General features: G+C 42.2%; 18 protein-coding genes. 9 read left to right on the top strand and 9 right to left on the bottom strand.

Annotated elements, in window-relative coordinates:
- Positions 1-173: 173 nt before the first annotated feature.
- The 6 genes from aspS (at position 174) to ruvB (ending at position 5,519) form a co-directional block, all read left to right on the top strand.
- Entirely contained in the window at positions 174-1,946 is a 1,773-nt protein-coding gene (gene aspS, locus ACUN2T_RS13920) for an aspartate--tRNA ligase (protein ID WP_445493610.1), read from the top strand.
- A complete protein-coding gene (nudB, locus tag ACUN2T_RS13915; protein WP_445493609.1) occupies positions 1,946-2,383 on the top strand; it encodes a dihydroneopterin triphosphate diphosphatase in 438 nt (145 codons plus the stop codon). The genes aspS and nudB overlap by 1 nt, the downstream gene beginning before the upstream one ends.
- A gap of 29 nt (positions 2,384-2,412) precedes the next feature.
- Positions 2,413-3,156 carry a YebC/PmpR family DNA-binding transcriptional regulator gene (locus tag ACUN2T_RS13910; protein WP_445493608.1) on the top strand — a complete coding sequence of 248 codons (744 nt, stop codon included), beginning with the start codon at positions 2,413-2,415 and terminating at the stop codon, positions 3,154-3,156.
- 110 nt (positions 3,157-3,266) lie between these two features.
- A complete protein-coding gene (gene ruvC, locus ACUN2T_RS13905; RefSeq protein ID WP_133813151.1) occupies positions 3,267-3,788 on the top strand; it encodes a crossover junction endodeoxyribonuclease RuvC in 522 nt (173 codons plus the stop codon).
- A gap of 96 nt (positions 3,789-3,884) precedes the next feature.
- Positions 3,885-4,502 carry a Holliday junction branch migration protein RuvA gene (gene ruvA, locus ACUN2T_RS13900; RefSeq protein ID WP_445493607.1) on the top strand — a complete coding sequence of 206 codons (618 nt, stop codon included), beginning with the start codon at positions 3,885-3,887 and terminating at the stop codon, positions 4,500-4,502.
- 15 nt (positions 4,503-4,517) lie between these two features.
- Positions 4,518-5,519: a Holliday junction branch migration DNA helicase RuvB gene (ruvB, locus tag ACUN2T_RS13895; RefSeq protein WP_445493606.1), complete on the top strand. Its 1,002-nt coding sequence runs from the start codon at positions 4,518-4,520 to the stop codon at positions 5,517-5,519.
- A 101-nt stretch (positions 5,520-5,620) separates the two neighbouring features.
- On the opposite strand, the gene znuB is transcribed toward ruvB, so the two are convergent.
- A complete protein-coding gene (gene znuB / locus ACUN2T_RS13890; RefSeq protein WP_445493605.1) occupies positions 5,621-6,406 on the bottom strand; it encodes a zinc ABC transporter permease subunit ZnuB in 786 nt (261 codons plus the stop codon).
- Positions 6,406-7,161, bottom strand: coding sequence for a zinc ABC transporter ATP-binding protein ZnuC (znuC, locus tag ACUN2T_RS13885; RefSeq protein WP_445493604.1), 756 nt, complete (start codon positions 7,159-7,161; stop codon positions 6,406-6,408). Before znuC ends, znuB begins: the two co-directional genes overlap by 1 nt.
- A gap of 76 nt (positions 7,162-7,237) precedes the next feature.
- Here znuC and znuA point away from each other — a divergent pair, with 76 nt between their 5' ends.
- The 3 genes from znuA to lpxM all read left to right on the top strand — a co-directional run bounded on the left by znuA (position 7,238) and on the right by lpxM (position 10,628).
- On the top strand, positions 7,238-8,185 hold the full coding sequence (gene znuA / locus ACUN2T_RS13880) for a zinc ABC transporter substrate-binding protein ZnuA (RefSeq protein ID WP_445493602.1): 948 nt from the start codon (positions 7,238-7,240) through the stop codon (positions 8,183-8,185).
- A 20-nt stretch (positions 8,186-8,205) separates the two neighbouring features.
- Entirely contained in the window at positions 8,206-9,513 is a 1,308-nt protein-coding gene (gene mepM, locus ACUN2T_RS13875; RefSeq protein WP_445493601.1) for a murein DD-endopeptidase MepM, read from the top strand.
- 152 nt (positions 9,514-9,665) lie between these two features.
- Positions 9,666-10,628 carry a lauroyl-Kdo(2)-lipid IV(A) myristoyltransferase gene (lpxM, locus tag ACUN2T_RS13870; RefSeq protein WP_445493600.1) on the top strand — a complete coding sequence of 321 codons (963 nt, stop codon included), beginning with the start codon at positions 9,666-9,668 and terminating at the stop codon, positions 10,626-10,628.
- A gap of 114 nt (positions 10,629-10,742) precedes the next feature.
- Here the strand turns inward: lpxM and darE are convergent, their stop codons facing one another.
- The 7 genes from darE to ACUN2T_RS13835 form a co-directional block, all read right to left on the bottom strand.
- Positions 10,743-12,032: a darobactin maturation radical SAM/SPASM protein DarE gene (gene darE, locus ACUN2T_RS13865; protein ID WP_445493599.1), complete on the bottom strand. Its 1,290-nt coding sequence runs from the start codon at positions 12,030-12,032 to the stop codon at positions 10,743-10,745.
- A 29-nt stretch (positions 12,033-12,061) separates the two neighbouring features.
- Complete coding sequence (darD, locus tag ACUN2T_RS13860; RefSeq protein WP_445493598.1) at positions 12,062-12,724, bottom strand: darobactin export ABC transporter ATP-binding protein; 663 nt, start codon at positions 12,722-12,724, stop codon at positions 12,062-12,064.
- A gap of 1 nt (position 12,725) precedes the next feature.
- Positions 12,726-13,979 (bottom strand): darobactin export ABC transporter periplasmic adaptor subunit, encoded by a 1,254-nt coding sequence (gene darC / locus ACUN2T_RS13855; protein WP_445493597.1) that lies wholly within the window; start codon positions 13,977-13,979, stop codon positions 12,726-12,728.
- An 8-nt stretch (positions 13,980-13,987) separates the two neighbouring features.
- Complete coding sequence (darB, locus tag ACUN2T_RS13850; RefSeq protein ID WP_445493596.1) at positions 13,988-16,357, bottom strand: darobactin export ABC transporter permease subunit; 2,370 nt, start codon at positions 16,355-16,357, stop codon at positions 13,988-13,990.
- A gap of 185 nt (positions 16,358-16,542) precedes the next feature.
- Positions 16,543-16,719, bottom strand: a complete 177-nt coding sequence (gene darA-a, locus ACUN2T_RS13845) for a peptide antibiotic darobactin A (protein ID WP_445493595.1) — start codon at positions 16,717-16,719, stop codon at positions 16,543-16,545.
- Positions 16,720-17,726: 1,007 nt separating this feature from the next.
- Positions 17,727-19,169, bottom strand: a complete 1,443-nt coding sequence (gene pyk, locus ACUN2T_RS13840; RefSeq protein WP_445493594.1) for a pyruvate kinase — start codon at positions 19,167-19,169, stop codon at positions 17,727-17,729.
- A gap of 839 nt (positions 19,170-20,008) precedes the next feature.
- On the bottom strand, positions 20,009-20,869 hold the full coding sequence (locus ACUN2T_RS13835) for a MurR/RpiR family transcriptional regulator (RefSeq protein WP_445493593.1): 861 nt from the start codon (positions 20,867-20,869) through the stop codon (positions 20,009-20,011).
- Positions 20,870-21,056 lie beyond the last annotated feature (187 nt).

The raw sequence follows: 21,056 nt of genomic DNA, 5'->3' as shown, positions 1-21,056 counted from the left end.
TATCAAGGCAATTGTATAATCCAAGATATTGCCTGCCCTTATCTCTGAGCAGAATTTCTATTATAATGGCGGCCTTTTTTGACCGTTCTGAATTTTTTCATGTTCAAAAAAGTTCAAAAACGATGCCAAAATTTCCGCAGCAAAAGCACAACAGCCGAGTAAAAGGATATTGTATGCGTACTGATTATTGTGGGCAGTTGAATCTGACCCATGAAGGCCAGAAAGTGACTCTTTGTGGTTGGGTAAACCGCCGCCGTGATCTGGGTGGCCTGATTTTTATTGATATGCGGGATTGTGAAGGTATCGTTCAGGTATTTTTCGACCCGGATCAGCAAGCCGCGTTTTCTCTGGCTTCTGAGCTGCGTAATGAATTCTGTATTCAAATTACCGGTATTGTACGCGCGCGTCCTGACAGTCAAATCAATAAAGATATGGCGACCGGTGAAATTGAGGTTTTTGCGGAAAGCGTGAATATTATCAACCGCTCCGAGCCTCTGCCTTTGGATAGCAATCAGACGAACAGTGAAGAGCAGCGTCTGAAATATCGCTATATTGATCTGCGCCGTCCTGAAATGGCAAATCGCCTGAAAACCCGCGCTAAAATTACCAGTTTTGTCCGCCGTTTTATGGATGGTGAGGATTTTCTGGATATTGAAACGCCGATGCTGACGAAAGCGACACCGGAAGGTGCGCGTGATTATTTAGTGCCGAGTCGTGTTCATAAAGGCAAATTTTATGCACTGCCTCAGTCCCCACAGTTGTTTAAGCAATTGCTGATGATGTCTGGTTTTGATCGTTATTATCAGATTGTTAAATGCTTCCGTGATGAAGATTTACGTGCAGACCGTCAACCCGAATTTACTCAGATCGACGTGGAAACATCCTTTATGACTGCCGAGCAGGTAAGGGGAATGATGGAAACGATGATCCGTGAATTGTGGCTGGAAATTAAAGGTGTTGATCTCGGGCATTTCCCGGTCATGACGTTTGCTGAAGCCATGCGTCGTTTCGGTTCTGATAAACCTGATTTGCGTAACCCACTGGAATTGGTCGATGTTGCTGATCTGGTCAAAAATGTGGAGTTCAGCGTTTTTGCTGAACCGGCGAATGACAGTAAAGGCCGCGTAGCGGTTATCCGCGTTCCGGGTGGGGCTGAACTGAGCCGTAAACAAATTGATGAATATGGCAAATTTGTTGGGATTTATGGTGCCAAAGGGCTGGCGTGGATAAAAGTCAATGATCGTGGCGCGGGTCTGGAAGGGGTACAAAGCCCGGTGGCTAAGTTCCTGAATGCAGACGTGATTGAAGGTCTGCTTTCCCGTACCGGTGCGCAGGATGGCGATATTCTGTTCTTCGGTGCCGGCAGTATAAAAGTGGTCACTGATGCCTTGGGAGCACTGCGTCTGAAATTAGGCCGCGATTTGAACCTGACGCAACGGGATAGCTGGCAACCACTGTGGGTTATCGATTTCCCAATGTTCGACGATGATGATGAAGGCGGCCTGAGTGCAATGCACCATCCGTTTACTTCCCCGCGTGAGATGTCAGCGGAAGAGTTGGCGCAAAATCCGCTTTCAGCCATTGCCAATGCTTACGATATGGTGATTAATGGCTATGAAGTGGGCGGTGGTTCAGTGCGTATTCACCGTAACGACATGCAACAAGCGGTGTTCCGTATTTTGGGCATTAATGAGCAGGAACAGCAGGAAAAATTTGGTTTCTTGCTGGATGCGCTAAAGTTTGGGACGCCACCCCATGCAGGTCTGGCATTCGGTCTTGACCGTCTGGTGATGTTGCTGACAGGGACTGACAATATTCGTGATGTTATCGCGTTCCCTAAAACCACCGCGGCCGCTTGTCTGATGACCGAGGCGCCAAGTTATGCAAATCTGGCCGCGCTTGAAGATCTGTCAATTTCGGTTGTGGCCCGGAAAGAGAGTGAATAATGGCTTATAAGCGCCCTGAATCTGTTCTGGTTGTTATTTATGCGTTTTCCAGCGGACGGGTGCTGATGCTACAGCGGCGGGACGATCCTGATTTCTGGCAATCTGTGACGGGTAGCCTTGACGGGGACGAAACGCCGCGTGAGACAGCATTGCGTGAAGTGCAAGAAGAAGTCGGTATTGATATTATCGGTGAAAATCTTGAACTGATAGATTGCCGGCGCTCGCTTTATTATGAGATTTTTACCCACTTGCGTCATCGTTATGCGCCGGGAGTCACTCGTAATAAAGAGTACTGGTTCTGTCTGGCATTGCCTGAAGAGCGAGAGTTCTTGTTGACTGAACACCAGGCTTACCAGTGGCTGGAGGCGGATAAAGCGGCAAAGCTCACCAAGTCATGGAGCAATCGGCAGGCAATTGAAGAATTTGTGATTAATTAAGTTAATTAGATGTGTTATCGGAGAACCTTATGGCAGGTCATAGCAAATGGGCCAATACCAAGCATCGCAAAGCTGCACAGGATGCGAAACGCGGTAAAATTTTTACCAAAATTATTCGGGAGTTGGTAACAGCTGCCCGTCTCGGTGGTGGTGATCCGGCAGCTAACCCACGTCTGCGGGCGGCGGTTGATAAAGCGCTGTCCAACAACATGACCCGCGATACCTTGAACCGGGCTATCGCCCGTGGTGTCGGCAACGATGATGCTGACAACATGGAAACCATCATTTATGAAGGTTATGGTCCGGGAGGTACCGCAGTGATGGTTGAGTGTCTGAGTGATAACCGTAACCGTACGGTTTCTGATGTTCGCCATGCTTTCACGAAAACTGGCGGTAATCTGGGTACGGATGGCTCCGTTGCTTATCTGTTCACCAAAAAAGGCGTCATTTCTTATGCGCCGGGATTGGATGAAGATGCGGTTATGGAAGCGGCGCTGGAAGCAGGGGCTGATGATGTGGAAACCTATGATGATGGCGCTATTGATGTTTACACCTCACCAGAAACGTTGGGTGACGTGAAAGACGCGTTGAACGCCGCCGGTTTTGTTGCTGAATCAGCAGAAATTTCGATGATCCCTTCCACTAAAGCTGAGTTGGATGCGGAAACTGCACCTAAGTTACTGCGTCTGATCGATATGCTGGAAGATTCAGACGACGTACAAGAGGTTTACCATAACGGTGAAATCTCTGATGAAGTTGCCGCTTTGCTGTAATTTCAATCGGGTTGTACCGCGTAGAGAAAGTGCACTGGGGGTTCAGAGCACTTTCTCTAACGTTTTTATCCCCCCTTATTAAAGATGATCGTAAAGGCGAATAAACAGATATGGCGATTATCTTAGGTATCGACCCAGGTTCCCGCGTTACCGGCTATGGTGTGATCCGCCAGCAGGGGCGCCATTTGATTTATCTTGGCAGTGGTTGCATCCGGACAAAAGTTGATGATCTGCCTAACCGGTTACAGCGCATTTATGCCGGGATCCTTGAAATTATTACGCAATTCCAACCGGATGCTTTTGCTATTGAGCAGGTATTTATGGCAAAAAACCCGGATTCAGCGCTGAAATTAGGGCAAGCGCGTGGCGTTGCTATTCTGGCTGCGGTAAATCAATCTGTACCGGTTTTTGAATATGCCGCCCGGCAGGTTAAACAGACTGTTGTCGGCACCGGGGCGGCTGAAAAAAGTCAGGTTCAGCATATGGTGCGTTCTATGCTGAAATTGTCTGCTAATCCGCAATCCGATGCGGCAGATGCGTTGGCAATTGCGATAACCCACTGCCACTTTAATCAGAATCTTTTGCGTGTCGGTGATCCCAGATTAATTCTGGCGCGTGGACGTTTAAAATAACGGCTGGATATGCATCCAGCTTTTTTTATGTTATAAGCATTAGCAGAACAATCAGTTTTATTTAGAACATCAGTTTTATTTGCAGGGGGTAAACAAGTGATAGGGCGTCTCAGAGGAATTGTGCTGGAAAAACAACCGCCATTGGTTTTACTGGAAACGAATGGCGTGGGTTATGAAGTTCATATGCCAATGACCTGTTTTTATGAATTGCCTGATACCGGACAGGAAACTGTTCTGTTTACTCACTTTGTGGTGCGTGAAGATGCGCAATTACTTTATGGTTTTAATGATAAGCAAGAGCGGGCGCTGTTCCGTGAACTGATTAAAGTGAATGGCGTTGGCCCTAAACTGGCGCTGGCTATTCTTTCGGGTATGTCTGCGCAACAATTTGTTTCTGCGATTGAGAAAGAGGCGATTGCTTCTCTGGTTAAATTGCCGGGTGTGGGTAAAAAAACCGCCGAACGGCTGGTGGTTGAAATGAAAGATCGCTTTAAAGGGCTTAATGGCGATCTGTTCAATCAGAGCAACGATATTAATCTGCCGACAACCGCTAAACAGACAACGTCTGATGCGGATATCGAAGCGGAAGCCGCCGCCGCGTTAGTCTCTCTGGGTTATAAGCCGCAGGAGGCCAGCCGAATGATCAGTAAAGTCGCTAAACCGGGGGCTGATTGTGAAACACTTATCCGCGAAGCACTTCGCGCCGCGCTTTAATCGCAGGGGTATACCATGATTGAAGCTGACCGTCTGGTTTCCGCAGAAGTTTTGCAAGACGATGAAGCCATTGACCGTGCAATCAGACCCAAATTGCTGTCTGAGTATGTCGGGCAGCCGCAAGTCTGTGAGCAGATGGAGATTTTTATTCAGGCTGCCAGGCAGCGTGGTGATGCCCTTGACCATCTGCTGATTTTTGGCCCGCCTGGGTTGGGGAAAACAACCCTGGCGAATATTGTTGCCAATGAGATGGGGGTAAATCTTCGCACAACGTCTGGCCCGGTTTTGGAAAAAGCGGGGGATTTAGCGGCAATGCTGACAAATCTTGAACCGCACGATGTCTTGTTTATCGACGAAATTCACCGTTTATCGCCAGTGGTGGAAGAAATTCTCTATCCGGCAATGGAAGACTATCAGCTGGATATTATGATTGGAGAGGGGCCAGCCGCCCGCTCGATCAAAATTGATTTGCCGCCTTTTACCCTGATTGGCGCAACCACGCGTGCAGGTTCTCTGACGTCTCCATTGCGTGATCGTTTCGGGATTGTGCAGCGCCTTGAATTTTATAACGTGGATGATTTGCAAAGTATTGTCTCCCGCAGTGCCCGTTATATGGGGGTAGATATTACCGCCGATGGTGCGCGGCAGATTGCCATGCGGTCCCGTGGAACGCCGCGTATTACCAACCGTTTACTGCGTCGGGTGCGGGATTTTGCTCAGGTGAAAGGGAATGGCGCGATTGATGGTGATGTTGCGGTCAGAGCGCTGGATATGCTGAGTGTGGATTCTGCCGGTTTTGATTATTTGGATCGTAAGTTATTGATTGCCATTATTGATAAATTTATGGGCGGTCCTGTGGGAGTGGATAATCTTGCCGCTGCCATTGGCGAGGAGAGGGAAACGATTGAGGATGTGCTGGAGCCCTTTCTGATCCAGCAAGGTTTTGTTCAACGGACTTCCCGTGGACGAATCGCCACCGATCATGCTTATCGCCATTTTGGTATGGTCAGGGATTAGGCGCAATCAGTTTACAGCCTGAGCTAATCGGGATGGGGCTCCTTCAAGGGAACCTTATCCCGTGTTTTCCTCATTGGTAATTGAGCTTACAACTCAGTGGATCAGCTTCTTGCCTTACTGAGCAGGCTAATAATAAATAGCACCGCCGCGCACAGAACAACAGAAGGCCCGGCGGGTGTGTCGTAAAAGGCGGAAAAAGCTAATCCGCCGGTGACAGCGAGCATACCAACTACAATAGCAATACCGGCCATTTGCTCCGGTGTGCGGGCAAAATGGCGAGCCGTGGCAGCGGGAATAATCAGCAAAGAAGTGATAATCAGAGCGCCGACAAACTTCATTGCCAGGCCAATTGTCAAGGCTGTTACCAGCATTAACAGCACTCTCAACCGCTGTGTTTTAATGCCATCCACAAAAGCCATTTCTTGGCTGACTGTCATAGAAAGCAGGGCGTTCCATTGCCAGAACAGCAGTGTGGTAACAATAGCGACACCGATTGCAATCAGCCAGATATCTTCATAAGTCACTGACAGTAAGTCACCAAACAAGTAAGCCATTAAATCAACCCGCACATTGGACAGTAAACTGACAACCACCAAGCCTAATGATAATGCGCTGTGAGCCATGATCCCCAATAAAGTATCAATTGCCAGTTGCGGGCGTTTCTCCAGCCAGACCAGCATGATTGCCAATATCAACGTGACCGCGATAACTGCGTAAAAAGGGCTGATATTTAGTAATAATCCGAAAGCAACGCCCAATAATGAAGCATGAGCCAGAGTATCGCCAAAATAGGACATTCTGCGCCAGACAACAAATGATCCTAATGGCCCGGCAGCCATCGCCAATAATATGCCGGCCAACCAACCGGGGAGTAATAATTCAATCATCAATGGCATTCCCTGTTATTTTTCAAGATAATTTTCCCTTTCAGATCATGATGGTGATTATGTTGATGCCGATATACCGCCAATTGTTCGGCACCATGATGACCAAACATAGCGATAAATTCAGGGTGAGTTGAAACAACTTCCGGTGTACCGGAACAGCAAATATGTTGATTAAGGCATAAAACTTCGTCTGTTTTCGCCATCACCAGGTGCAAATCATGGGAGACCATCAATACGGCACAATGCAATTCGGTTCTGATTTGATTAATTAAATCATAGAGCGCTAACTGACCATTAACATCAACGCCTTGTGTCGGTTCATCAAGCACCAGCAATTGGGGTTGATTTAATAGCGCTCTGGCTAATAAAACCCGTTGGTTTTCTCCGCCGGATAATTTTTGCATCGGTTGCTGCAAGAGGTGAGCCGCGTTAACCCGTTCAAGCGTCGGCAATATATCGGCGGATTTTACGCCGGGTTTCAGCATCATAAAGCGTTTGACTGTCAGTGGCAGGGTAGGATCAAGATGCAACTTCTGTGGAACATAGCCGATTCTCAGTCCATCGGTATGCTCAATCGTGCCGGATGATGGCTCAATAAGTCCCAAAACAACACGGACTAATGTTGACTTACCGGCACCATTGGGACCCAGCAACGTCAGGATATTCCCTTGTTGCAAGCTGAGAGAAATATTGTTTAATACCTGACGGTTGCCGAAGGTAACCGCAACATTTTTTAAAGTGATGAGTGTCAACATGCTAAATATATCTTGCGTGAACATTGAGATGTTATAATATAACAATTCTTGCTTCTGTCCACGAGATATTTACATTATGTTGCACAAATCATATAAACTGACGCAGAAATTTTTCTGCAAAGCTGCAATTGCCACTGTTTTTATGTCAGGAACAATACAATCGGCTAATGCTGATGTTGTGACATCAATTCGTCCGTTGGGTTTTATTGCTGCGGCAATAACTGAGGGTGTTACTGATACGCAGGTATTGTTGCCTGATGGCGCTTCACCTCATGATTATGCATTGAAACCGTCTGATCTTAAGAAGATTAATCAGGCAGATTTATTTGTGTGGGTTGGCCCTGATATGGAAATTTTTTTGTCTAAACCGTTAACCAAAGTGCCACAAGATAAACAGCTGGTATTAGCGCAATTGCCGGCGATTAAACCACTATTGCTAAAGAATGATGAAGATTTACAGGCGTCGAATCATGATAACCAGGAAGAGGACCATGAACATCATTCTCATGGTGAATATAATATGCACATTTGGTTGTCGCCAGAAATAGCAAAACAGGCTGCTCAGGGGATCCATGACCAATTATTAGCGCGTTATCCGCAGAAAAAAGCGGCACTGGACGTAAACCTACGTAAATTCAACGTTCATCTTGCGCAAACTGACAAAAATATTGCTAATATTCTTAAGCTGGCGCACGGTAGGGGGTATTTTGTTTTTCACGACGCCTATGGCTATTTCGAACAACATTATGGTTTGACCCCGTTAGGGCATTTTACGATTAACCCTGAAATACAGCCCGGCGCGAAAAAATTACATCATATACGAACACAATTGGTTGAGCAGAAGGCCGCCTGCATTTTTGCTGAACCGCAATTCAGGCCGACCGTGATCAATGCGGTGGCGAAGAATACGGGAGTGCGTATGGGCACGTTAGACCCGTTAGGAGGTCGCATCGTATTGGATAAGGACAGCTATATGAAATTTATAACTCAGTTGTCGGAACAATACGCGAGTTGCCTGAATTAAAGTAATAAGGAATTCGATTAGTGCAGCAGATAGTTAAAACTATCGTTCTGGTGTATAAGGAGCTACCGCGACCGCATAAGATTATGCTGGGTTCGCTGACTTTGGCGACATTGGTTGTCACGATGTGGCAGCCGATTGCTTATCATCATGAACAGGAAGAAATAAGCACCGGCAGTATTGCTATTAATGCCCCGGCAAATACCGATGAGATTATTGCGGATAGTAGTGAGCAATTACCGGACGAGGGCATTCCCGATGAAGAGACGAATTCGGAAACGACGGCTCAAACTCCGCATGAATATATTGTCTCTGACGGTGATACTCTCAGTAGCATTTTGACGCAATTTGGTATTGATGCTTCTGACGTGGCGTTACTGGCAAGTCAGCATAAAGTGTTACGGGGGTTGAACATTGGTCAGCCATTATCATGGACGGTAAATGAAGCGGGTGATCTGCAAAGTCTGACCTGGGGTGTCTCCCGTCGTGAAAGCCGTATTTATACCCGTGAAGGTGATGTTTTTAAAGAAACAAAATCATTTCAGAAAGGTGAGTGGAAAAACAGCGCGATTATTGGTGTGGTTGATAGTAACTTTACCAGCAGTGCTTTAAATGCGGGATTAACCAGCAGTGAAGCGCGTGAAGTCACTAAGGCACTGCAATGGCAAATTGATTTGCGCAAATTACATAAAGGTGATCGCTTCTCTATATTGCTTTCCCGTGAAATGCTGGATGGCCGCAGTGAACAGAGCCAATTACTGGGTGTTCGCCTGAACAGTGGCGGTAAAGATTATTATGCTATCCGTGCGGAAGATGGGCGTTTTTATGATCGTGAAGGTTCCGGTCTTGAGCGCGGCTTTTTACGTTTTCCAACAACGAAACAATTCCGTGTATCTTCTCACTTTAATCCTCGACGTGTGAACCCGGTAACCGGGCGTGTCGCACCGCACAAAGGGGTGGATTTTGCCCTGCCGGTGGGAACCCCGGTTTTGGCGGTAGGTGATGGTGAGGTTATTGTCTCCAAATATAATGGGGCGGCGGGGAACTTCATCGCTATTCGTCATGGCCGCCAATATACCACCCGTTATATGCACCTGAGAAAACTGTTGGTGAAACCAGGGCAGAAGGTAAAACGCGGTGATCGTATCGCGTTGTCCGGTAGTACCGGTCGTTCTACGGGGCCTCATTTGCACTATGAATTCTGGATCAACCAGCAGGCGGTAAACCCATTAACGGCGAAATTGCCGCGCTCTGGGGGTCTGAGTGGTAAAGATCGCACAGAATTCCTGGCAACGGTAAAAGAGGTAACCCCTCAACTGTTGCTGGATTAAGCTTAATTGAACATTAATGACAGACTTTAAAGCGGATGATTGATATTATCCGCTGTCGTTTTGTCTATGCCAAAAAAGATGGATTGATATCCATTGATATAAATCTCCATACTAAAATGGCAGATCATCGTTTTGTTCTAAAGAGTTAGCTCATGCATAAAGAGACAGACAGTAAAGTGGGTTATGTGCCGACATTTCGTAAATCCTACCTGCATCCTCGCTATTGGGGATTATGGTTAGGGGTGGGTGTATTGGCTGGGCTGACTTACTTCCCGGTTAAAATGCGTGATCCTTTGTTGGCTAAAATAGGCTGGCTGGCTGGTAGGCTTGCGAAAGGGGCGCGCCGCAGAGCGAGGATCAATCTGTGCTACTGTATGCCGGAACTGACAGAGCAACAGCGTGAGGCGTTGATTGATGAGATGTTTTCTACTGCGCCTCAACCTTTTGTTATGCTGGCTGAGATTTGTTTGCGTGGTACAAAATCCGCGTTAAGCCGGACGCATTGGCATGGTGAAGAGATTACCCGCCAATTGAAAGCGCAGGGGAAAAACATTATTTTCATGGTTCCTCATGGCTGGGCTGTGGATATTCCGGCGATATTACTGACAGCTAATGGACAGAAAGCCGCGGCGATGTTTCATCATCAGAAGAATCCTGTAGCAGATTATCTGTGGAATAAAGTCCGGGGCCGCTTTGGTGGTCGCTTACATTCCCGTGATGCTGGCATTAAACCTTTCATTGCTACGGTTCGCCAGGGTTACTGGGGATATTACCTTCCTGATCAAGATCATGGCGAGGAACACAGTGAGTTTGTCGATTTCTTCGCAACATATAAGGCGACATTACCGGCCATTGGTAGGTTGATGAAGATTTGCCGTGCGGCGATTGTGCCGCTGTTTCCGGTTTATAATTACCGTACTCATCAGCTTGATATTTATATTCGTCCTCCAATGGATGATATTGAAGGCAAAGATGATGCTTTTATTGCCCGTCGGATGAATGAAGAGTTGGAACAATTAGTGCGGCCAAATCCTGAACAATATACTTGGATCCTTAAATTGCTTAAGACCCGCAAAGAAGGGGATATTGAGCCGTATAATAGGGACGATCTATAGTATGAAGTAATTATCACAGTTTGAACTTAACCCCTAATATTGGACATCAGATCCAATCATTAGGGGTTGTTGTGATGAAACATTTTACTTGCACTTGAAATATCAGGATAGCATTTACGCCGCTATGGTTTGTTTTATTGTCTCCAACAAACCGCCGGTTCCACAACATGAATCATCATAGTTTGGATTGTGCTTCCTGTTGGTCACTCGATCGTGTGGGCATCCACCATTACACAAATGAAACCATTTACATTGATGCATTTTTTCATATGATGCCATTTCCTCTTTAAGATGATTCTTATTTGTATTTGATTTGGCGAGTAAATTCCCAAGATCATTATCAATAATCGAACCATAATTATTCCCTTCAGCACCAACATATTTATCACATGCCGATACCGTACCATTAGGTTCCAGTGTGATTATTTCCTGAGAACAGTTACCCGCCCAATAACAATCTGACATTTTCTTTTGGGACGATTTGATACTGTCAATAAATCCGTCAAACAAGCGAATATTGATTTTGCCTTGATAACCATCCCACCAGACACGGAAAACCTTAGAAAGGAAATTAATATAGCTATGGTAAGTTATATAACTTCCTCCAGGATCATCACCCGGCTGGCACCGGTTATCTGGGACAATATTTAGAAATTCAATATCCGTCAAACCGATTTCGTAAAAATAAGAGAGCATTTTTTCTATATTTGATTCATAAACATCGCGGTCAACGACGATAAGCGCACCGTAAGGTATGCCATAACGTCTTAACTTTTTCATCCCTGCTGCAACCTTATGGGATGTTGGCCTTCCTCTGTAATCTAATCTCCTGCTATCGTGTATTTCCGGAATACCATCAACGCTTATTCCTATCCCCATGCCAATACCTTTGAGGAACACTAACCAATCTTCGGGAATATTGACTGCGTTAGTCTGTACCGAATTAGTGATAACTTGATCTGGTTTTTTAAATTGTTCCTGCAACCAGATGAGTTTCTTAAAATAATTAACATTCAACAAAGTCACTTCGCCACCATGCCAGACGAACTCAAATCGTTTGATATTCGGTAGGGATAAGAAACGGTGAATGGAACGCATTAAATTGAAGAATGTTAAGGTATTTCCTTTTCCTTCTGCCCAGGAGTGACAATAAGTACATCTTAAATTGCAAAGCCTGGTGGCTTTCACAACCACAACTAACTTATTAGCATTAATAATTTCAGGACTGAAATGTATACTGATTTCCTCATTATATAAAGCCAGTTCATCATCATCTAATATCTTTTCGGCGGGGATTTCACCGATAATTCTGCAAGCTAATTGCCTATAGTTAATTTTAGATGATTTCTTGAGAATCGATGATTCGCTTGAATCTAAATATTTTATGGGGATTATTGTGTCCATAAGGAACTCCTTTATTATGTTATTTATGCTCAAACAAGCAAGTGGCCATCCCTCATCGTTAATATTCTGTCAGAAAACGCGGCCGCTTCTACGGAATGGGTTACCATAACAATCGTCGTACCGTTTTCATTCAGATCCTTAAGTGAAGATAAAATATTCTGACCATTTACGCTATCCAGGTTCCCCGTTGGTTCATCAGCTAATAAAATGGTGGGATTGGCTATCATTGCTCTGGCGATAGCAACACGTTGCTGTTGTCCACCAGATAATTGTATCGGTTTATGATTTTCCCGATTTTCTAATCCGAAACTATTTATTGCATCAAATACTCTGCTTTTACGCTGTTTTTTAGAAAAACCTCTGTATTTTAGTGGTAATTCTATGTTTTCAAATACCGTTAAATTGGGTAACAGATTGAATGATTGAAAAATATAACCAATAAATTCTCGTCTGAATGATATTTTTTCAGAATATTTCATTGTTAAAATATTGCTATTGTTCAGTGTTAATTGACCGCTATCGATCGTTTCAAACATACCAATGACATTCAGTAATGTTGATTTCCCTGATCCGGACGTGCCCATTATAGAAATAAATTCGCCTTTATCTATATTAAGATTTATTTCATTCAAAACATTTGTTTGAATGAATTTCGTTTTATATGATTTACAGACATTCATCATGCTAATCATTTTATTCAATCCTTACTGTATCATTATTAACGAATTTATTCTTACCAAAGCTAACCAGCGTTTGTCCTTCAGTAACACCACTTTTGATCTCAATATCAGAACCATTATCTTGGCCGATGGAAACGTGAATACGTTGGGCAATTTTTTTATCTGGATGGTAAACAAACACATAGTTTTTATTGTCAATGGAAAACACCATAGATGAAGGTACGGAGAATATTTTCCGATCTTCATCAAGTTTAATCATGACATCAATGGATTGCCCTCGCTTGAAGTTAATTGCTTTCTTATCTTCCAATTCAAATCTGACTTTGAATGTTCCATTATTGACTTCAGATGAAATTAATTTCACCAGTAAAGGTATTTTTCCATTGTTATAGATTAAACTGGCAGATGAATGGTATGTTATTTTGTTTAAATAGTATTCGTTGATTTCTGATTCAAAATAAAAGTTTGATAAGTCATCAACAATAGCTATTTTATCGCCAGGTTTTAACCGCTGTCCTAAAATTAAATCTAATGAACTGATATTACCTGCAATAGGGGATTTTATTGAAAGTTGCTCGAAACCATTTTCGATGATGTCAGCGAGTTTTCTCTGTTTTTCGACAAATTCGTCGATTTCCTTTAACTGTTTTGATATATCACGATCTTTATCCTTTTTTAATTTTTTGTAGAATAGATAAACATCGTGCCAATAATCTCTTTTAATCTTTAAATCGAACATGATTTCTTTAGAAACATAATTTTTATGTACAAGATCATGATATCGCTTTAATTTGTCTTCTACTTCTTTTAATTCTTTTGAGGCTTCTAAGTATCGATTATTAATATCCCGATAGTCGGATTGCAAGTTTATTCTGATGTTTATTAAATTGTTGAGTTTATCTGTCACGTCCGCTAACATCGAAGAATTATTCAATGTGAAATTAAAATTAGATAATTTAACGATTTCTTCATTCTTTAAAACATCTTGTGATGGTTTTTTCATTATATCGGTAACGATTCCACCTATTTCGGTTGAGATAGAGACACTTTTATCAGGAACCACAACGGCCCTGGTTTTCAGAATATCACTATTTACTTTACTGCTGACCTGAAACTGGGTAACTTCATTTTCATTCACGAAAGCGTTTTTAGCCGAAACGACATAATAGATAATAAATACAACAAATGAAATGAAAGCGATAAAGAAAATGAGAATGAGTAATTTTTCTCTATTATGTATGCCTTTTTTTCTTATTTCTATATCCATGATTAATCTCACAAAAATTTAGTGGCGGATAATTTTCTATAATTCACCAAATAGGTAGTAATCATTATAATAACGGTGAATATCATTGTAGCAGATAGGGCGATAGCACTGTATACAAAGGAATCGGTGTAAATTACACTATATTCATCAAGCAGATAAATTAAAATAGTTTTTCCTGATATATATGCCACGAAAATTGATACAATTATCGGGATGATACTCTTCGATAAAAAATGAATGAGATTGGTGTAAATAGAACCACCAATAGATTCCATTATACTTAATTCCCTTTTCATCGCATTAAAGTCAGTCATGCTGGTAGTAAAGCAGGCGATGACTAATAATATAACCGAGAAAATAGCGACGGCAGATGATAATTTTATTACTTTTAAATAATTATCATAATAAGAGTTGAATAGGTGACTGGTTAAATCAATTTCATTCTTATCAAAACCCTGTTTTGATAGTTCGTTAAGTACCGGAGGAAGGTTGCTTATATTGTTTAAATTCAGCGAAGCATATTTCCCATGATCTTTTTTGATGAAAATAACTATTGGCCTGAATGGTTCATCTACAGCACCTAAATTGAAATTATCTATAATCTGAATAAATCTGATTTGGATCTTTTTATCTTCCATGGTGTACCAATAGTAATTGTTAAAAATATCATCGTATTTGATAATGCCATTCTGTTTTAAAAATTCTTTTGTTACTAATGCATGGACTACATCAGCATTATCACTCTGATATACTCGTTTATCACCACCGGCTAATATCTTCATTCTCCACACATCAGTAAAATTTTCATCCGCAATAATCACATTTGAAGAGATATAGTTATTCCTGTTTTGTTGTCCGGAATAATTAATAGTAATATTTTCTCTTGACATATCAAATGGTCGCCAATTACTGAATGTTATTTTTGAAGTATGGTATTTACTGATAAACTCATAGCTTAATTCATCAATAGTTAATTTATTATTATTATCGTTGTTAATTGTTATTGATATTGTCTTGGCATTGTCATATGGAGTATGTAAATCAACAAGGTGAATATATTGATTGGTTAATCCGGTGACCAAATAAATAGATATTCCGGAAACAAGTAATTGAATAGCCAATGATGATTTCCTAAACCAGGAGGCAAGGGTTGATTCATATCTCATATCCATTTTTCTGTTTCTTTGATAAATATAAAAACGTAATGAGAATGAAAAATGTATTGATGAAATGAAGATGAAAGTAATAACAACCGAAAACATGCCTAAATATATTAAACTGTCGAATTCTAATGAGGTGAATATATTCTTTATAGAGAGAGAGGCATTGAATATAGTTATGATAAGTAACAAAAAGATAAGGGTGGAAAAGGTTATTCTGATCAACATGACTGGCAGTGAATCGCAAATAATATTGAAGGTTGACGCTCCCAATGCTTTTTTTAACTGATAAATATCCCTTTTTTCTGCTGAATCAGCAGAAGTTAAATTATAATAATTGGTTAATGCGGAAAATAAGATAAATGCGAACGCGATATATGAGCTGTAAATTATCTCCTTTGATAAACCAATAGAAATTTCATCAGGTAACCCATCTTGGTAATGAATATCTTTTAATTTTTTTAATGACAGGTGAATAAATTCACTGGCGGTGAATGGCGCGCCTGGAAGATTGGGGGCTTTGGTTGCAATAATATGATTAAGAAGCACATCACGATTGGATATTGATTTTTCATCAGCGAATTTTATAAAAATATAAGCATGTGTATCATACCAATTGAATATTTCTTTATTGTAGTTTTTGATAAGTGTTGGCTTAAATGAAATAATAGCATTCATATTAAGACTCGAATCATGACGTCTTTCTACGATATCCTTGATGATATAGGTTTCATTATCCAGAATAATAGGTTTTCCTTTGGGATTTTCTAGGCCGAGATAGCGATTATTGAACTCTTTTGTGATGTAAATCTCATTTGTTCCCAGAATATTATCGACTTTCTTAAAGGGAGACAGGGTATTCAGGAATTGATGACTCACTGCAAACACGGGAACTTTGGTGATCTTTTTTCCTTGTGACTCAATTGTCGTGTTAAGTTTGAAAAAGTAGTCTGCACGATTTATCCTGCTATCTTTGTCTAGCTCGTCTATGAGTGGTAATGGCGATTTTGCCGATCTCACTTTTTCTCCATTAGGCAAATTAAAGGTGGTTTCCACCCGGTAAATATTGCCGTTATCTTGATAATAGTTATCAACTCGAGCATCTGAATAGAAGGCAGTAGAAAGTAAATAAATTGCTAATATCGCTATTGATACTGAGAGTATCGATACCAATATATTGAAACGTTTCATGGATTCTGAGATGTTAATAGCATTCATTTATGGCTACCGTTCCTTACTTAAATCCCATTATATTTATAACTACTTAGGGTAATCCCAAACAGCGCATAGGATTACCCTATGGTTAAGGTTCAAAAATTATGTATTTTAGTTGAACAAGTTGATTGTTTATCCCAATAAGCATGGTTTTTTCAGGAAAATAAAATAACCTGATGGGATAAGCGCTAAATTTCCTGGAAGCTTTTTGACCAGTTCCAGGCCGTGATCTCAGGGATCTTAGGTTTATTGCTTAATTCGTTTAGTGCTTTATCAGTAATTGAGAGTTCAGTCTCTTTGAATGATGCAGCAAGAGAATTGAGTGCTTCTTGAGTTTTAACGGTTTCATTTGAGGTATTATGCATGATAATCTCCACTTTATTTCTTAGTTGATTAATTAGTTAGCTCATTATTTCCTTCTAATATAAAGTATATCATCGGGAAATTCGGTATTTCCATATGGAAAATACGGATATCAACGCCTAATTACTAATGTTATATTGAATGATTGTCAATATGATTTTCTGCCTTTTCTGATGTAACCTATAAGCTATAAAATATATACCCAATAGATTTCAAGTTGCAGCGCGGCGGCAAGTGAACGCATCCTCAGGCGCATAGATAACGATGTGACTGGGGTAAGTGTAAACAGCCAACAAAGCAGCAACTTGAAAGATGAAAGGTATAAATCGGATTCTTTAGATACGTCATATAATTAAAGTTTACGATCACTCTTATTTTCATCAAATAGGAAATTTTTTTGACCAGCTCCAAGCATTAATCTCAGAGATCTCAGTTTTACTGGCTAATTCATTAAAATAAAAATATATTATCAGGAAATCCTTTGTTATATACCCATATAGAAAATGCTGATATCAGTATTTAATTAATAGTACTATGTTGAGTGATTGTCAATGTGTTTTGTTATTTTTTATGACATCGATCGTCAGGGATAAATCTGGTTTTTAGGTGTATCAAATGGGTAGTACTTTGATGGAGATTAAACTTTGAGCTGATGAGAATCTACTTAAGTTATTATTATTTAAGACAAAGGTATTTAACCTGAATTTAATATTGTGTTCCTATAATAGATGACGGAAATATTTCCGTAATAGAACATTAGTAAAGGTTAAAATTCTCTTTTTGAGATAGGAGATTCATCAACATAGACAATCAGAGTCGTATAAAGTATTTATCAGTTTATTTTGGTATAAGAATAGTTAATTAAGTTCCAAGGTCATATTGATAAGGTTGAACGGTGGAGACGGTAAAAACTTTTTACCGTCGGTTGTGTTGGATAAGCAAAGTGCGCCAGTCTCCCCGATTTAACCTGTATCCTCCCGAAAGCCTGACGCTAAAATGTAGTGAGTTTTTATTCCACTTCAAGAATACGGCAGGTGTTAGTACTGCCAATTGTTCCCATCTGGTCGCCCTGAGTCACCAGAACAAGGTCGCCGGATATCAGATAACCTTTATCTCGCAGGCGGTTAACGGCTTCATTCGCTGCGGTGATGCCGTCAGTATGACTGCTGCAATAAACCGGTGTAACGCCACGGTAAAGGGCTGTCTGGTTCAGGGTTTTCTCATGGCGGGACATAGAGAAAATAGGCAGACCAGAACTGATGCGGGACATTATTCGTGTAGTGCGGCCTGATTCGGTCATTGCGATAATGGCTTTAACACCGTTCAGATGGTTTGCCGCGTACATGGTGGACATGGCAATCGCCTCTTCGGTACTGTCGAAAGTCGTGTCTAGCCGATGTTTGGATACACTGAGCCCTGGCATCTTTTCCGCGCCCAGACAGACCCGTGCCATCGCGGCGACGGTTTCGGCAGGGTATTGGCCTGCTGCGGTTTCAGCGGAGAGCATCACCGCGTCAGTACCGTCAAGAACCGCGTTTGCCACATCCATAACTTCTGCACGGGTAGGCATTGGGTTGGTGATCATGGATTCCATCATTTGTGTCGCGGTAATCACTACACGATTGAGCTGGCGGGCGCGGCGGATCAGTTTTTTCTGCACACCAACCAGTTCCGGATCACCGATTTCTACGCCGAGGTCACCACGGGCAACCATGACGACATCGGAAGCCAGAATGATTTCATCAATGATTTCATCGCTGCTAACGGCTTCTGCACGTTCAACTTTTGCTACGATCTGGGTTTCGCAACCAGCATCCCGCGCCAGACGGCGGGCATAATTGAGATCTTCACCGGTGCGGGGAAAAGAGACAGCTAGGTAATCAACACCGATTCTGGCGGCGGTGATAATGTCTTCTTTATCTTTTTCGGTCAGGGCTTCAGCGGATAAACCCCCGCCCAGTTTGTTGATACCCTTATTGTTGGATAGCGGGCCACCCACTGTCACTTCCGTAAATACTTTCATTCCCTGTATTTCTAATACTTTCAGTTGAACACGGCCATCATCCAGCAGCAGAATATCGCCCGGGACAACATCAGCGGGTAATCCTTTGTAATCAATACCGACTTTCTCTTTATCGCCTTCGCCTTTGCCAAGGTTGGCATTAAGCAGAAATTTATCTCCGATATTCAGGAAAATTTTGCCCTCTTTAAACGTTGACACGCGGATTTTAGGTCCCTGAAGATCGCCAAGAATAGCGACATGACGCCCCAAGCGGGCGGCGATTTCGCGGACTTTATTGGCACGCTGGATATGATCTTCTGCGGTGCCGTGGGAAAAGTTGAGGCGGACTACGTTTGCACCCGCAGTAATAATCTTTTCAAGGTTATTATCGCGGTCGGTAGCCGGACCAAGTGTAGTAACAATCTTAGTTCTTCTGAGCCGTCTAGACATGCATTACTCCGTTGACCTGTTAGTATGCCCACCGCAAAGTCGCAAGCGACTATCGTAGGGCTTCTTGTGACCCGTATCAGTTTATACCGATACTTTTCGCTGTAGTGCCTGTGCTGACTGTTGTCTCTGTAGGGGAACTACAGGGGGAACGTTTTACACAATCACTATGCCCTGGCGAATTAGCTAACCCTTTTGTGGCGGATATATTTATTGCCGCGTTTCTATCCTATCATGATTTGTTCCCGGTTTATCAACAATCTAATGGTCCTGGCGGGTTTTGGTATTGAAAACCGGCAGGCGGTATTTTCAATGATGAAGGATAAATTCTACTATGTGAGCTGTCTCTTACGTTAGATTTGTGATCAAGAGACAGCTATTAATTTGGCAGGTTAATTTTTTTGTACAAGTGATGGTAATGAAAATTCTGAGGCTGGGGGGGCGGATGAATATCTAAACTATTTGTGTTAAATATCTGAAAGTTATTTTTGCCACTATTCATTTTGGTGATTTTTTCCGGCTGATGATTATTTTCTTAAATTAACTTGGTGATATAAATTTTCCTCCCATGACTTTATAATTTTTCTTTCAAGTGATCGGATTAAACAACGTTTCAAAATAGTCGCTCACTTGAGGTGAGCTCAGTCCAATTTTTGCGATCTACTCAATTGTTAAATCAAAGCAAATCACCAAAAGGGCTGAGTTATGCGCCGAAACGACAAGGTTGGATGAGCCAGCAGGGCAACGACTTATTGACAAACACGTCATGAACAATAAGCAGCTACTGGCTATGCAATCAAAAACCGAAGGCGGTGAGAGCTGGACTAACAGCTATAGGGCTTTCAGATCGGGGGAAAGTCAATTTTATCAAAACGTGAATTTCGCAGCGCCTCTTTAACTCTTTTCAAGTTATCTCTGAACTTTGCGCCACGGCGCAGGGTAAATCCGGTAGCCAGAACATCGATGACAGTTAATTGAGCAATTCTTGATACCATTGGCATGTAAATATCCGTATCTTCCGGTACATCCAGAAGTAGTGCCAAGGTTGCTTCGCGGGCGAGAGGGGAATCGTGAGAGGTAATGGCGATAACTGTCGCATCATTTTCACGCGCAAGCTGTGCCGCTTCAACCAGGCTTTTGGTTCTGCCAGTATGGGATATCAGCATGACCACATCACCTTCGGCGCTGTTAATACAGCTCATTCGTTGCATCACGATATCGTCAAAATAGATAACCGGAATGTTGAACCGGAAGAATTTATTCATTGCGTCATGAGCGACGGCGGCAGAAGCGCCTAAACCAAAAAATGAAATTTTCCGCGCCTGAGTCAGTAAATCGACAGCCCGGTTAACGGCGGCGATATCTAAATTGTTTTTTACCGTGTTCAGCGTCGCCATGACCGATTCAAAGATCTTATTAGTATAGGCACTGACTGTATCGCTCTCTTCAACATTACGGTTTACATACGGTGTGCCATTGGCAAGGCTTTGAGCCAGATGGAGTTTGAAGTCAGGGAAACCTTTGGTGTCCAGACGACGGCAAAAACGGTTAACAGTCGGTTCACTGACTTCCGCCATTTTTGCCAGCGTTGCGATACTGGAATGAATGGCAGTTTGTGGTGAAGCCAGGATTATCTGCGCCACTTTTTTTTCTGATTTACTTAAGTATTCAATGCTGTTTTGAACTCGTTCCAGTGTATTCATAAAACGCAGTGACCTGTGGTTTTAGCGATTTCGTTCAGAGGAGAAATCTATGTAAGTTTTATGAAAATATATTACTCGTAATAAATTGAAGCTGGCAGCGGGAAGTCACAATAATCTAATATTTTTCATAAAAGTATGACAAGTGTCTAACTTTCATATTGGTAATTATATTTCATGGAAGTTGGAA

Source organism: Photorhabdus machadonis (assembly GCF_052657765.1).
The sequence above is the reverse complement of the archived record's forward strand: the minus strand, read 5'-3'. Positions and strand labels throughout refer to the sequence as shown.